This window comes from Kitasatospora sp. NPDC004240 (assembly GCF_053603215.1).
Genome location: NZ_JBSGFD010000229.1, coordinates 1 through 12,384, shown reverse-complemented (window position 1 = coordinate 12,384; position 12,384 = coordinate 1). Strand labels below are relative to the sequence as shown.

The 12,384-nt window shown below is 74.5% G+C and carries 11 protein-coding genes, 1 tRNA gene and 1 pseudogene; 7 read left to right on the top strand and 6 right to left on the bottom strand.

Features of this window, described 5'->3' with window-relative positions; all coding sequences use genetic code 11:
- Positions 1-284: 284 nt before the first annotated feature.
- The 3 genes and pseudogenes from ACWEQL_RS36585 to ACWEQL_RS36575 all read left to right on the top strand — a co-directional run.
- A pseudogene (locus ACWEQL_RS36585) lies at positions 285-1,358 on the top strand (sugar phosphate nucleotidyltransferase); the annotation flags it as partial.
- Between the two features lie 199 nt (positions 1,359-1,557).
- Positions 1,558-2,565 carry a Yip1 family protein gene (locus ACWEQL_RS36580; protein WP_452154895.1) on the top strand — a complete coding sequence of 336 codons (1,008 nt, stop codon included), beginning with the start codon at positions 1,558-1,560 and terminating at the stop codon, positions 2,563-2,565.
- A gap of 171 nt (positions 2,566-2,736) precedes the next feature.
- Positions 2,737-3,627, top strand: coding sequence for a metal-dependent hydrolase (locus tag ACWEQL_RS36575; protein WP_452154893.1), 891 nt, complete (start codon positions 2,737-2,739; stop codon positions 3,625-3,627).
- Between the two features lie 153 nt (positions 3,628-3,780).
- Here ACWEQL_RS36575 and dcd read toward each other — a convergent pair whose 3' ends face one another.
- Positions 3,781-4,356, bottom strand: a complete 576-nt coding sequence (gene dcd / locus ACWEQL_RS36570) for a dCTP deaminase (protein ID WP_452154891.1) — start codon at positions 4,354-4,356, stop codon at positions 3,781-3,783.
- Between the two features lie 81 nt (positions 4,357-4,437).
- The gene (locus ACWEQL_RS36565; RefSeq protein WP_452154889.1) at positions 4,438-4,674 is read right to left on the bottom strand and encodes a hypothetical protein; all 237 of its coding nucleotides are present in this window, start codon (positions 4,672-4,674) and stop codon (positions 4,438-4,440) included.
- Positions 4,675-4,937: 263 nt separating this feature from the next.
- On the opposite strand from ACWEQL_RS36565, the gene ACWEQL_RS36560 reads away from it, so the two are divergent.
- From ACWEQL_RS36560 to ACWEQL_RS36550, 3 genes are all read left to right on the top strand, one after another.
- Positions 4,938-5,011, top strand: a tRNA-Gly gene (locus ACWEQL_RS36560).
- Between the two features lie 208 nt (positions 5,012-5,219).
- Positions 5,220-7,115, top strand: coding sequence for a glycoside hydrolase family 15 protein (locus ACWEQL_RS36555; RefSeq protein ID WP_452154887.1), 1,896 nt, complete (start codon positions 5,220-5,222; stop codon positions 7,113-7,115).
- The gene (locus ACWEQL_RS36550; protein ID WP_452154885.1) at positions 7,112-8,521 is read left to right on the top strand and encodes an MFS transporter; all 1,410 of its coding nucleotides are present in this window, start codon (positions 7,112-7,114) and stop codon (positions 8,519-8,521) included. Before ACWEQL_RS36555 ends, ACWEQL_RS36550 begins: the two co-directional genes overlap by 4 nt.
- 128 nt (positions 8,522-8,649) lie before the next feature.
- Here the strand turns inward: ACWEQL_RS36550 and ACWEQL_RS36545 are convergent, their stop codons facing one another.
- Both ACWEQL_RS36545 and ACWEQL_RS36540 read right to left on the bottom strand, forming a co-directional pair.
- On the bottom strand, positions 8,650-9,426 hold the full coding sequence (locus ACWEQL_RS36545; RefSeq protein ID WP_452154883.1) for an alpha/beta fold hydrolase: 777 nt from the start codon (positions 9,424-9,426) through the stop codon (positions 8,650-8,652).
- 178 nt (positions 9,427-9,604) lie between these two features.
- Positions 9,605-10,288, bottom strand: a complete 684-nt coding sequence (locus ACWEQL_RS36540) for a TetR/AcrR family transcriptional regulator (protein WP_452154881.1) — start codon at positions 10,286-10,288, stop codon at positions 9,605-9,607.
- A gap of 310 nt (positions 10,289-10,598) precedes the next feature.
- Between ACWEQL_RS36540 and ACWEQL_RS36535 the strand changes: the two genes are divergently transcribed.
- Entirely contained in the window at positions 10,599-11,228 is a 630-nt protein-coding gene (locus tag ACWEQL_RS36535) for a hypothetical protein (protein ID WP_452154879.1), read from the top strand.
- A gap of 339 nt (positions 11,229-11,567) precedes the next feature.
- Here ACWEQL_RS36535 and ACWEQL_RS36530 read toward each other — a convergent pair whose 3' ends face one another.
- Together ACWEQL_RS36530 and ACWEQL_RS36525 are read right to left on the bottom strand one after the other, a co-directional pair.
- Complete coding sequence (locus tag ACWEQL_RS36530; RefSeq protein ID WP_452154877.1) at positions 11,568-12,230, bottom strand: response regulator; 663 nt, start codon at positions 12,228-12,230, stop codon at positions 11,568-11,570.
- On the bottom strand, positions 12,227-12,384 hold a 158-nt coding region (locus tag ACWEQL_RS36525), incomplete at its 5' end, for an ATP-binding protein (RefSeq protein ID WP_452154897.1). The genes ACWEQL_RS36530 and ACWEQL_RS36525, both read right to left, overlap by 4 nt.

The window sequence follows — 12,384 nt, the reverse complement described above, 5'->3', positions numbered from 1 at the left end:
CACCCGCCGGGCCGGGCTTTTCGGGCCGCTGCGGGGGTTCCCCGGGGCCGCCGCCGGGCTTTTCCCGGGCCGCCGCCGGGGCCGGTCACCGGGCCGGGCCGAGGGGTGCCGCGCACCACTCCGAACGGCCTTCACCGCGATTCATGCGCTGGTCGTACCAACCGGACGACCACCGGGCGGCGTCCGTGGTGGAAGGAAATACAGTAGGCGCCTACGCACCACGACCGGAGGTACCGGCCCGCCCGGGCCGGGCCGCACAGAGCACAAGGGGAACAGCGCAGACCATGACCGAAGCGATCATGCTGGTCGGTGGTAAGGGCACGCGACTGCGCCCGCTGACCACCCACACCCCCAAGCCGATGTGCCCCGTCGCGGGCGTCCCGTTCATCGCCCACCAGCTCGCCCGCGCCGCCGCGGCCGGGGTGACCCGGGTGGTCCTGGCCACCTCCTACCTGGCCGAGGTCTTCGAGGACCACTTCCAGGGCGGCGCCCCGTACGGCATCGAGCTGGTCTACCTGACCGAGCGGGAGCCGCTGGGCACCGGCGGCGCCATCCGCAACGCCGCCTCCGGCCTCACCTGCGGGCCGGACGAGCCGGTGCTGGTCTTCAACGGAGACATCCTGTCCGGCGTCGACATCGCGGCCCTGCGCGACGGCCACGTGGCCGCCGGCGCCGACGTCACCCTGCACCTGACCCGGGTGGAGGACCCGCGGGCCTTCGGGCTCGTCCCCACCGACGCGGACGGGCGGGTGCTGGAGTTCCTGGAGAAGCCGGAGACCCCCGAGCAGATCGTCACCGACCAGATCAACGCCGGCTGCTACGTCTTCACCCGCTCGGTGATCGACCGCATCCCGGCCGGGCGCGAGGTCTCCGTCGAGCGCGAGACCTTCCCCGAGCTGCTGGCCACCGGCGCGCTGCTGCGCGGCGTGGTGGACACCTCGTACTGGCTCGACCTCGGCACCCCCGCCGCCTTCGTGCGCGGCTCGGCGGACCTGGTGCTCGGCAAGGTCGACTCGCCGGCCGTGCCCGGCCCCACCGGGGACGCCCTGCTGCTGCCCGGCGCCACCGTCCACCCGGGCGCGGTGCTCAGCGGCGGCACCGTGGTCTCCGAGGGCGCGGTCGTCGAGGCCGGCGCCATCGTCGAGGGCAGCGTGATCCTGCCCGGTGCGGCCGTCGGCCCGGACGCCCTGGTCAAGGACTCCATCGTCGGCGCGTACGCCACCGTCGGCGCCCGGACCGCGCTGGACGGCGCGGTGATCGGCGACGGTGCGATCGTCGAGTCCGACAACGAGCTGCCGAACGGCGTCCGGATCGCTTGCGGCACCCTGCTGCCGGTCGGCGCCGTCCGCACCTCGGCCGGCCCCGGCGGCTGCCCGGCGGGCGCCTCCGCCGCGGCCGCGGTGCACGGCCCGACGATCGCCGCCCAGCGGTAGCACCGCTCCGGCGGGCGCCGGGCCCGCCCCGGCCGCCGCGGGGACCGGTCACAGGCTTGCTGCAATCCGGCCCCGGGCCGGTGCCCGGCCGACGCGGAGTCAGCCGGACGGGTACCTTCGAAGCGTGGCTGGCAATCGAAACGACAACGGTCAGGGCGCCGACCCCCGCGGGTGGTCGGCGCCTCCGCCGCACCCGGGGCCGGGGGGTCATGGGGGGTACGGGCAGGCACCGGACGGGCCGGAGTACTTCACCGGCCCGCACCCGGGAGCACCCGGCGCCCAGGGGTACGACCCCTACGCCGCCGACCAGCCCGGGCACACCCGGGCCTTCCCGACCGGCGGCGACCCCTACGCGGGCGGGCCGTACCAGGGCTACCCGCCGCCGTACGGGCAGCAGCAGCCCGGGCCGGAGTACTACGACCAGGGCTACGACGGCTACGGCCCGGGCCAGCCGCAGGGCGGCTACCCCGGGTACGACGGCTACGGCCCGGAGGCGTACCCGCAGGACGGGTACCAGCAGGACGGCTACCAGCGGGACAACGTGGCCGTCTACCGGGCCGGGGGGCAGGCCGCGCCGCACGTCGCCGGCCCGCGTCCGCCCTGGCGCGAGCTGCTGACCGGCATCTTCCGCGCCCCCGCCGCGACCTTCGACCGCACCCGCGACCACCAGGTGTGGCTGCCCGCGCTCACCGTCTCGCTGCTGTACGGCGCGCTGGCCGTGCTCGGCATGGGGATGACCCGCGACGACATCTTCAACTCCACCTTCACCGTCGCACTGACCGGGATGCTGGCCGCCGCGATCGGCTTCACCGTGGCCGGCGCCACGCTCGGCGGTGTCACCTACGGGCTCGCCCGGCAGTTCGGCGGGGACGGCCCCTGGAAGTCGACGATCGGGCTGGCCGTGCTGATCGGCTGGACCACCGACGCGCCGCGGCTGCTGCTGGCGCTCTTCCTGCCGTCCGACAACGTGGTGGTGCAGGCGGTCGGCTGGGTGACCTGGCTGCTGTGCGCCGTGCTGCTGACCACCATGGTCCGCCGGGTGCACGACCTGCCGTGGGGGAAGGCGGTCGGGGCGGCCTCGCTCCAGCTGCTGGCGCTGCTGGTGCTGATCAAGCTGCCGACGCTGTCCTGAGCTCGGCACCCGGCGCTCGGCACCCGGCGCCCGGCCTGGGCCCGGGGCCCGTACCGGTCGCCGCGGCGGCCGGGTGGTCCGGGTACGAGGGAGAATGGTCGACGGGCCCCGGATCGGTTCGGGGCCCGTTCCGCTTCCACCCTCGCACCGATCCGCACGGAGCCAGCCCACATGACCCTCCCCACCACCCACGTCAGCTTCCCCGCCGGGGCGGTCACCGGCGAGTCGCCGGTCCTCGCGGTGCGGCCGCTGGCCGACGGCCGGTACGCCGTCGTCACCGAGGCGACCCCGTTCCACCCGCTCGACCACACCTGGCCCGACCAGCCGGCCGACCTCGGCACGCTGACCGTGAACGGCACCGGGCTGGCCGTCGTGGACTGCCTGACCGGCGCCGTCGGGCCCGAGGGCGGCGAGCTGCTGGTGGGGGCCGACATCCCGGTGCGGCGCGGTGACGAGGAGTGGTCCTGGCTGGTCCTGCACGTGGTCGAGGGCGACCCGGGCGACATCGCCGGCGCCGTCGCCACGCTGGCCGTCGACCCCGAGCGCCGCGCCGCCCTGTGCGCCTCGCACAGCGGCTGCCACCTGCTCGCCCTCGCCCTGAACGCCGCGCTCGCCCCGCGCTGGCGCAAGGACCCGGGCCGCGCCGACGCCTTCGGCCACCCGGACTTCGACAGCCTCGCGATGGCCTCCTCGGTCATGGACACCGAGGCGAGCACCGACACCTACCGGCTCGGCAAGTCGCTGCGCAAGAAGGGCTTCACCACCGAGGCCACCGAGGAGTTCCCGGCCCTCGCCGAGGCGCTGCCCGCGCTCACCGAGGCCGTCAACGCCCGGCTGGCCGCCTGGGTGGCCGCCGACGCGCCGGTGCGGATCGAGGTCCCCGGCCCCGAGCTGACCGCCCGCCGCCAGTGGCACTGCGAGCTCCCCGAGGGCGGCGCGCAGATCTTCTGCGGCGGCACCCACCTGCACCACCTCGGCCAGCTGGTGGGGCTCACCACCGAGCTGCGGCTCTCCGAGGACGGCGGCGAGCTCGTCGCCGTCACCCGGCCCGAGCGCGCCTGACCCGTACCCTGACCCGTACCCGCGCCCGTCCGGGCATGCGCAAGGAGCGGGCGGCCACTCCCCTTTCCCGTGGGGTGGCCGCCCGCTCCGTCGCGTGCGCTCTGGTCCTGCCGCCCGGCCCGGCCGACGCCGGTCCGGCCCGCCCGCCGGGTCTCAGACCCCGGTGCGGTGGAAGTTCAGGTACGAGCGGGACGGCGTCGGGCCCCGCTGGCCCTGGTAGCGCGACCCGTACCGCTCGGAGCCGTACGGGTGCTCGGAGGGGGAGGAGAGCCGGAACAGGCAGAGCTGCCCGATCTTCATCCCCGGGTAGAGCTTGATCGGCAGGGTCGCCACGTTCGACAGCTCCAGCGTGACGTGGCCGCTGAAGCCGGGGTCGATGAAGCCGGCCGTGGAGTGCGTCAGCAGGCCCAGGCGGCCGAGGCTCGACTTGCCCTCCAGCCGGGAGGCCACGTCGTCGGGCAGCGTGATGACCTCGTACGTGGAGGCGAGCACGAACTCGCCCGGGTGCAGGATGAACGCGTCCTCGCCCTCCGGCTCGACCAGCCGGGTCAGGTCCGGCTGCTCCTCGGAGGGGTCGATGTGCGGGTACCGGTGGTTCTCGAACACGCGGAAGAAGCGGTCGAGGCGCACGTCGATACTGGAGGGCTGGATCATGGCGGGGTCGAAGGGGTCGATGACGACCCGACCCTTGTCGATCTCGGTCCGGATGTCCTTGTCAGAGAGCAGCACGGTTCGAGGTTACGTGCACGGCGGGGCGCCGGACGAATCCGTCCGGCGCCCCTCTCGTCACATCCGTCACCCACGCCCCGCTCAGGCGAGGAACTCGGCGGCCTCCAGCCGCAGTGCCCGGGCCAGCTGCGGCTCGGACAGCTCCCGCGGGTCGGCCAGCACCGAGCTGCGCAGCCGTCCGCACTGCGGACAGCGGATCAGCCGGCCCGGCCCGAGCCGGCCCGGTCCGAGGTTCTGCATCGGGAACGTGGTGGTGCTGAACAGGTGCCCCTCGGCACAACGAACGACGGCGCGCTGCTCCATCGATCCCCTTCCCATCCTTACCCAGTGCTCACCCGTACTCGTCGCGCCCCGACGGGCCGAGCCCCCGGGACAGCGTCACACTAGGGGATCTTCCGGACATTCCACACCGAGGCTCGCCGCCCCCGGTCCCGCCCGCCGGACCACCCCGAGCGGGCCACACAGTACGCCCTCGGCCGCCCCGCCGAGGCGCCGCGCCACGTGCCTCCACCCGTCCGTGCAGGCCCCGTGCCGGATGGGGTACAGTGACGGTGGTCGAGCGGTCTCTGACGGCTCGTCAGGCGGGCGTAGTTTAATGGTAGAACATGAGCTTCCCAAGCTTAGAGCGCGAGTTCGATTCTCGTCGCCCGCTCCAGCTCCGAAAGCCGCAGGTCCCCGGACCTGCGGCTTTCGTGTTGTCCGGGGCCGGGGTGGCCCGGGGTGGGGGTGGGGCGGCCCGGGCGGGTCGGGATGCGGTGGGGTGGGGGTGCGGTGAGCATGGTGGGGGGCCGGCGGCCGGCCTCGGGCTCCCGCCGGCGGTGGCGGTGACGTGCCCCGGCCGCGGCTCCCTGGGAGGAGACGCGATGAACGACTACCCCCCGATCGCGGACCACGGGCTGGTGGGCGATCTGCAGACGGCGGCGCTGATCGCCGCCGACGGGACCGTGGACTGGTGGTGCACCCCCCGGTTCGACTCGCCGAGCGTGTTCGCCTCGCTGCTGGACAGCGACCGGGGCGGCCACTGCCGACTGGCCGCCGACTCCGGTGAGCGGACCACCGTGCGCCAGCTGTACCTGCCGGACACGGCCGTGCTCGTCACCCGGTTCATGGCCCCGGGCGGCGTCGGCGAGGTGGTCGACTTCATGGAGCCGATCGCCTCGGCGGAGCCCGCCCCGCGGCACCGGCTGATCCGCGCCGTCCGGGTGGTCCGTGGCAGCCTGCCCTTCGAGCTGAGCTGCCGGCCCCGCTTCGACTACGGCAGGGCCCCGCACACGCTGGACCGCCTGGAGGACGGCAGCGTGGTCTTCCACGGGCCCGGCACCGACCTGCACCTGCAGGCCACGGAGGCGGTCCCGCTGCACGTCGAGGGCACCGACGTCTCCGCCCGCTTCACCCTGGGGGCCGGCGAGAGCGCCGCCGTCGTCCTGACCTGCGAGGCGGACGACGGCGGTGGGCTCAGCGGGCGCCCCGGCGGGGCGACGCCCACGGTGGAGGAGATCACCGACGCCTTCGACGGCTGCCGCGACTTCTGGCTGTCCTGGCTGCGCTCCTCCCGCTACCGCGGCCGCTGGCACGAGATGGTCAGCCGTTCCGCCATCACCCTCAAGCTGCTCACGTACGCCCCCACGGGCGCGCCCATCGCTGCCGCCACCATGGGCCTGCCCGAGCAGATCGGCGGCGAGCGCAACTGGGACTACCGCTACACCTGGATCCGGGACGCCTCGCTCTCCGTACGGGCGCTGATCGACCTCGGCTTCACGGCCGAGGCCGACGCCTTCCGCCACTGGCTGCGCGAGCGCCTGGAGGCCGGGGGGACGGAGTCCGGGGAGCCGCTGCAGATCATGTACCGGGTGGACGGGGAGCCGCACCTGACCGAGGAGGTCCTCGACCACCTGGAGGGCTACCGCCGCTCCGCCCCGGTCCGGGCCGGCAACGCGGCCGCCGACCAGATCCAGCTCGACATCTACGGCGAGGCCGCCTACGCGATGGCGCAGTCCGAGGACATCGGGGGGATCCGGGGCTGGCGGGCGTTCGCCGGGCTCATCGACTGGCTCTGCGAGAACTGGGACCGTCCGGACGAGGGCATCTGGGAGACCCGCGGCGGCCGGCAGGACTTCACCTACAGCCGCCTGATGACCTGGGTCGCCTTCGACCGCGCCATCCGGCTCGCCCTCGCCCACGGCCGTCCGGCGGACCTGGGGCGCTGGCAGCGGACCCGCGACGAGGTCTTCGAGCAGATCACCGACCGCGGCTGGAGCGAGAAGCGCAAGGCCTTCGTGCAGCACTACGACACCGAGGTGCTCGACGCCTCGCTGCTGCTGATGCCCCGGGTCGGCTTCCTCTCGCCGACCGATCCCGACTGGCTCAGCACCCTGGACGCGATGGACGAGGAGCTCGTCAGCGACAGCCTGGTGTACCGCTACGACCCGGCCGCCTCGCCCGACGGACTGCGCGGCTCCGAGGGCACCTTCACCCTCTGCAGCTTCCTGTACGTGGAGGCGCTCGCCCGATCCGGGCGCCTCGACCAGGCCCGCTACGCCTTCGACAAGATGCTCACCTACGCCAACCACGTGGGCCTCTTCGCCGAGGAGATCGGGCCCTCCGGCGAGCAGCTCGGCAACTTCCCGCAGGCCTTCACCCACCTCGCGCTGGTCGCCGCGGCGCTCGCCCTGGACGAGGAGCTCGACCGCGCCGAGGGGCGCCCGGACGGGGGGTGCCCGGACGGGGGCCGTGGCGACGACGGCGGGCGCCGGCCGTGAGCGCGGACCGGCGGACGGCCGGTTCGCGGATCCTGGCGCCGCTGGCGCTGGCCCAGTTCATCTGCAGCTTCGCCGGCTCCAACATGAACGTGATGATCAACGACATCAGCCAGGACCTGGACACCACCGTCCAGGGCGTGCAGGTGGCGATCACCGTGTTCCTGCTGGTCATGGCCGCCCTGATGATCCCCGGCGGGAAGCTCACCGACCGCTACGGGCGCAAGCGCTGCTTCCTCGTGGGCCTCGCGGTGTACGGGGTCGGGGCGCTGGTCAGCGCGGTCTCGCCCGGGCTCGGCGTGCTGATCCTGGGCAACTCCCTCCTGGAGGGCGTCGGCACGGCCCTGCTGATCCCGCCCGTCTACATCCTGACCACGCTGCTCCACACGGACACGGCCTCCCGGGCCCGGGCGTTCGGTGTGATCATGGCGGCCGGCGGCGTCGGGGCGGCGGCCGGACCGCTGATCGGCGGGCTGATCACCACCGGGATCAGCTGGCGGGCCGCGTTCGTCTTCCAGGCCCTGGTGATCGCGGTGATCATCGTGCTGAGCCGGTCGATCACCGACCCGCTGCCGCCGGACCCGTCCCGCCACTTCGACGTCCGGGGCGCGGTGCTGTCGGCCGCCGGCCTGGTCCTGGTGGTGATGGGCATCCTCGCGGCGGACAACGATCTGTGGCTGATGCTCGGTCTGCTGGCCGCGGGCGTGCTGGTGCTGGCGTGGTTCCTGCGCTGGGTGCGGGCGGAGGAACGGGCCGGGCGCGAACCGCTGCTGTCGACCAGCCTGTTCCGCGAACGGGTCTCCAACCTCGGCCTGATCACCCAGAACGCGCAGTGGCTGCTGCTCATGGGCACCTCGTTCACCGTGGCCACCTTCCTCCAGGTGGTGCGCGGCTACGACGCGATCCAGACCGGTGTCATCTTCACCGCGGCCACCGTGGGACTGCTCGTCTCCTCCCTCGCCGCCGAACGGCTCGCCGAGCGGCGGCCGCAACGGACGCTGATCATGGCCGGGTTCGCCCTCACCGTGGTCGGCGTCGGCGTGCTCATCGCCCTCGTCGCGGGCACGCCCGGCCCGTGGGCGTTCGCGCCGGGCCTGCTGCTGATCGGCCTCGGGCTCGGGGTGATGCTGACGCCCTCGGTGAACGTCGTCCAGTCGGCCTTCCCGGAGGAGCGGCAGGGCGAGATCTCCGGTCTCTCCCGCAGCGTCTCCAACCTCGGTTCCTCCTTCGGCACCGCCATCGCCGGGACCATCCTGGTGGCCGGGCTCACCGACCACGCGTACGCCGCGGCGATGGGCACCCTCGCCCTGGTCGGGCTGATCGGCCTGGCGGCCGCGGCCCGGCTGCCCCGGACGCCCCCGCCCGCCGCGGCCCGGCCGCGGGAGGGGAGCACGGCCACCGGGCCGTGACCCGGAGCGCTCCGGATCACGGGGGAGGGCGGGGGCGGCGACCGACGGGGCAGGGTGGAGCGGGGCGGGGCGGGTGCAGGGTGGGGCCGGGGCGGTGTGGTGCGGGGTGGGAGCGGCTCCGGGCGGGCTCAGACGGCGGCGAGGAAGCCGTGGACGGCCTCGGTGAACGCCTCCGGCTGCTCGAAGACCACCACGTGGCCGCTGTCGAACTCGGTGTACTCGCTGCCGGTGATCCCGGCGTGCAGCCGGCGGGCGTTGGCGACCGGGATGGTGGCGTCCTGGGCGCAGCCGATGACCAGGGTGGGGGCCTGGACGTCCGGGAGCAGGGCGGTGATGTCCAGGGTGGTGTTGAGCCCGATGTGCCGCAGGGTGCCGGGGGTGGGCCGCATGAAGGCGGCGTTGGCCTCGACGGCCTCGCGGCCGATCCGGTTGAGGAAGTCCCCGCTGAAGGCGGTCATGGTCGCGTAGCGGCCGAAGGCGGCGGGGTTGTCGGCGATGGCGAGCCACACGGTCATCATGTTGCGCAGGTACTCGTCGTCCGCGTTCACCCAGCCGGCGGCGGCGACCAGACGGAGGGTCAGGTCGGGGCGGCGGGCCGCGGCGGCGGTGGCGACGACCGCGCCGAGCGAGAAGCCCACCAGGTGCGCGGGGCTGGCGCCGGCGTCCTCGATGACGGCGTTGACCTGGTCGGCGAGGGTCTCGACGGCGAGCGGGCCGCCGTCGTCCTCGGCGCTCTCGCTGCCGGAGAGCTCGGGGAGGATCACGGTGTAGCGGTCGGTGAAGGCGTCGAGCAGGTGGTCCCACATGCCGGAGCCGGGGCCGGTGCCGTGGACGAGGACCAGGGCGGGACCGGTGCCGATGACGCGGTAGGGGATCCGGGCGGTGCCGACGGTGACGCTGCGCATGGCTGAAGTCCCTTGTTCGGTGGAGCGGTTGCCCCGCTGTGCGGTGCTGACGTGAAAGTAAACTACACAGTGCAGGTTAAGCATGCAACTACACGGTGCAGTGTACTTTTGGGCCCGGCAAAGGCCCGTGCGGTCCGGCGGGCCGCCCGGACGGCCCGGGGCGCCCGGACCGCCCGCGTCAGCCGTACAGCCGCAGGAAGGCCCGCACCCCGGCCGTGATCCCCGGGAGCAGCTCGGCCTCCGGGACGGGCACCGCGCCGAAGAAGGTGCGGTCGGCCGCACCGCTGAAGGTCAGCAGGGTGAAGTGGGTGGTGGCGAGCTCGGCGTCGTCGAAGCGCAGCAGGCCCTGGTCGGCGAGGCGGGTGAAGTGGGCGGCGAGGTCGCGCTGGGAGGCCAGCGGGCCGGCCTCCAGCCAGGCGCGCAGCACGTCCGGCGGGATGTTGCCCGCCTCGGCGCGGATGGTGCGGCCCAGGGCGGCGTGGTCGCCGGCCGAGATCACCGCCCGGAACCGGTCCACGGCGAAGGCGGTGAGGTCGGTCTCCAGGTCGACGATCTTGTGCAGATGGCGGTCCGCCAGTCCGGCGATGACCTCGGTGAGCTCGCCGGCGGTCTCCAGGGCGACCGAGAGGAACAGCCGCTCCTTGTCCCCGAAGTGGTTGTAGATCGTGCGCTTGGAGACCCCGGCCTCGGCGGCGATCACGTCCACGCTGGCCCGGGTGTAGCCCTCGCGGCCGAACACCACGCCCGCCGCGCGGGCGATCGCCCGCCGCTTCTCGGGCATCCGGCGCGAGCCCGCCGTGGGGCCGGCGCCCGTGGCGGCCCCGCCGGTCGTCGCTGTCCTGCTCGTCGGAGCGCTGCTCATCGGCGTGTCCCTCGGTTCGTCCTCCGGTTGCACTACTCCGTGCAGTGTACGCAGCGGGCCGGTCGTGACGCGTACACCCGACCGGGCGGAGGGTGCTGATGTGTCGTCATATAGGTTGACCGGCGTGCCGTTCGGGTGCGCCTGAGGGGGAGGGCGGGCCGGTTCGGGCGCAACTGATCCCACCCCGTTGGCCGTCCAAGGGGTGGACCCGGGGCCCCGCGGCCGACACCGCGCACCCCGGGCCGGTCTCCACGGCCGACGCCGAACCCGGCGGCCGGCCGAGCCGAACGCGACCAGGGGTGGTGCCGAAGTGAACGTCGAGATCCCCGGCGGCGTGCCACGCGGTGGCCCGGGCGACGACCCGGGCGGCGGTGGCCGGTTCCGGGCGGCCGTCGGGGGGCCGTGCCCGCCGTACGGGCGCTACCGCTCGTCCGGGGCGTCGGGCCCGCCGGGGCCGCGCGACCAGGCCGAGGCGGCCGGGCACTGCGAGGAGCTGCTGGGGGACACCCTGGACGCCGTCCGCCCCGAACTCCTCTGGCGCTCCGGGGAGTCCGGTGCCGGCGCCCGGCTGCCGCTGCCCGAGTGCGACCCGGGCGGGCCCGGCGTCCAGTGGTACGTCAGCCGCAGCCGGGAGATCGCGACGCTGATCGCGACCGGCCGGCGCGCGGTGCTGCTGGACATGGTGGAGTTGCACTGGCGCCGCCGGGGCTCCGTCATCACCTCGGTGAACGCCGAGCTGTCCGCGATCCGTGCGGTCACCCGGTACGGCTACCAGCTCACGCTCTGCTTCGACGTCCTCGGCGGCGCCCGGCTGGTCGCGACCTCGCCCGGGGTGGCCCGCTCGGCCGTCCTGCCCCGTCCGGTGGACGGTCCGGCGGCTCCGGCGGAGCCGCCGGGCATGGCCCAGGTGCGCTGCTCGTTCTGGACGGCGTTCGACTGAGGCCGGTCCGGAGGGCCCCGGGCCCGGTACGACCGGGCCCGGGTACGGGTGAGCGCGGAGCGAGCCCCCCCGGACACGCTCCGCGCCACCGTGCCGTACGGCCCCGGCGCGGATCCCCCCGCACCCCCTGGCATCGGGGACGTCGTGAACTCACGCTAACAAACCGCGTGGTTGGTTTGTCAATGGGAATTCCACGAACGGTCCGCTCCCCGCCTGAGCCTGCCCCACCTGGGCCGTCGCCATGCCGACCGGTCCGACCCGGCCCGGCAGGCACCGCACGCGGACCCTCCGGTGGGCCCGCAGCGGCCGGCGGAACCCGACACTCCGACCCCCTCGGGGTCAGCGCAGCAGCCGGCGCTCCTTGGCGACGGCCACCGCGCCCGCCCGGGTGTCGACGCCCAACTTGTCGTAGATCCGCCCCAGGTGGGTCTTCACGGTGGCCTCGCTGATGAACAGCGCCCGCGCGATCTCCCGGTTGCCCAGCCCCTGCGCCAGCTGCGCCAGGATCTCCTGCTCGCGCTCGGTCAGCTGCGGCGCCGGCGCCCGCATCTGCGCCATCACCCGGGAGGCCACCGGCGGGGAGAGCACCGTACGGCCCAGCGCCGCCGCGTGCACCGCCGCGAACAGCTCCTCCGGGCGCTCGGCCTTGAGCAGGTAGCCCGTGGCGCCGGCGGCGATCGCCCGGGTGATGTCGGCGTCGGTGTCGTACGTGGTGAGCACCAGCACGTGCGGCGCCCCCGGCGCGGCGGTGATCCGGCGGGTGGCCTCCACCCCGTCGATGCCCTCGCCGAGCTGCAGGTCCATCAGCACCACCTGCGGCGCCAGCCGGGCGGCCAGGGCCACCGCCTCCTCCCCGCTGCTGGCCTCGCCGACCACCTCGAAGTCACCGGCGCTGGCCAGCAGCGCCAGCAGCCCGGCCCGGACGACCGCGTGGTCGTCGCAGACCAGCAGCCGGACGCGGGCGTCGGCGGACGGCGTGCTCATCGGGCCTGCGGTGCTCATCGGGCCTCCAGGGGGATCGCGGCGGAGACGACGGTGCCCTCGCCGGGGGTGCTCTCCACGGTCAGGGTGCCGCCCAGCTGGCGCAGCCGGGCGCGCATCGCGGGCAGCCCGTGACCCCGGCCCGCCCGCGCGCCACCGCCCGCGCCGCCGTCCG